At 67.7% G+C, this 1,286-nt stretch carries 1 protein-coding gene; it reads right to left on the bottom strand.

Annotated features, from left to right (window positions below):
- Nucleotides 1-16: 16 nt before the first annotated feature.
- Nucleotides 17-1,051: an IS110 family transposase gene (locus ACIBK0_RS51945; RefSeq protein WP_399097563.1), complete on the bottom strand. Its 1,035-nt coding sequence runs from the start codon at nucleotides 1,049-1,051 to the stop codon at nucleotides 17-19.
- Nucleotides 1,052-1,286 lie beyond the last annotated feature (235 nt).

Below are 1,286 nucleotides of genomic sequence, written 5' to 3'. Positions count from 1 at the left end.
ATAGCGCCTCTGTGTGTCAAGCGGCCTGAGCGAGCAGGTCTCGTTGGTCGCGTTTCATGATCCGGTAGACCACGTTGGACAGGCGGCGTTTGAGGGCTCTGCGGGCTTCGGCGGGTGTCTTTCCTTCCGTGATTTTGCGCAGGTAGTAGTCCTGTCCGCGGCCGCCGTTGCGGATTTGGCAGATGGCGATGATGTGCAGGACCGAGTTGAGTGCGCGGTTGCCGCCGGTGTTGAGCCGGTGACGGACGTTGTTGCCGCTGGAGGCGTCCAGGGGTGCACTGCCGGTGTAGCTGGCGAAGTGGTGCTCGGTGGGGAAGCGGCTGACATCGCCGACGTGGCCAATGACCTTGGCGGCCAGCACTGTGCCCAGACCCGGCAGGGTGGTCAGCATGGTGCGGGTCGCGGCGAGAGTGTCACGCATCTCGGCTTCGTTGTCCTTGACCTGCCTGTCCAGGCGACGCAAGTCGGCCAACAGGTCGCGGGCTATGTCCCGGCGGCAGGCATTGGTGGCGGTCACGGGCCGGATGCCCTTCATGACGGCGGCCGCCTTGTCGGCGGACAGGCCAGTGGGGACGCCACCGGGCAGCAGGTCGCGCAGGACGGCGTGAAGCCGGTTCAGTACGCGGGTACGTTCGTGGACCAGGTCGTCGTGCCGTTCGGTCAGCAGCCGCAGGATCGTGGTCTGGTCCTCGGGCTCAACGGGCCGCAGGTCGTGGCGGAACAGAGCAACTTGGGCGACGTGGCGGGCATCATTGGTGTCGGTCTTGCGGTCACCGCCGGTGGCCAACAGCCGGGCCCGGGCCGACAGGGTGGAGGGGACGTCGACGACGTTCTCGCCTGCGGCAGCCAGTTGCTGGGCGAGCGTGCGGCCCAGGCCGCGAGCGCCTTCGATGGCGAAGCGGCGGTCTGGCCACTGCGCGCACCAGCGCATCAGCTGGCGGAAGGTGCCGGCGTTGACGGTAAACCGGCGCTGAGCGACCTGATGGCCTGCGGTGTCGACGGCGACGGCGGTGTGGGAGGACTTGTGGGGATCGACACCGATCAGGATCACAGGATCGCCTTGCACTCGATGAGGAAGGGGGCGGGCGGTGGGCATCCTGACTTGAAGTCAACGTGTCATCTCCATGCCTCTGTCGAGCCACACCGCGTGGGTGCCGGTCGGCGGCGGCACGCTATCGGTGAGCCAGCCCGCCAGGGGCGGCAAGGAGCCTACGGGCCCGTGCCGACCGGCACCCTGGACGCTACGGCTGCAGACCGTGCGTCTGGGCTCGATTGAACAAGTCAGG

Origin of the sequence: Streptomyces sp. NPDC050564, from assembly GCF_044457265.1 — a bacterium.
Lineage (GTDB): Bacteria > Actinomycetota > Actinomycetes > Streptomycetales > Streptomycetaceae > Streptomyces.
The sequence above is the reverse complement of the archived record's forward strand: the minus strand, read 5'-3'. Positions and strand labels throughout refer to the sequence as shown.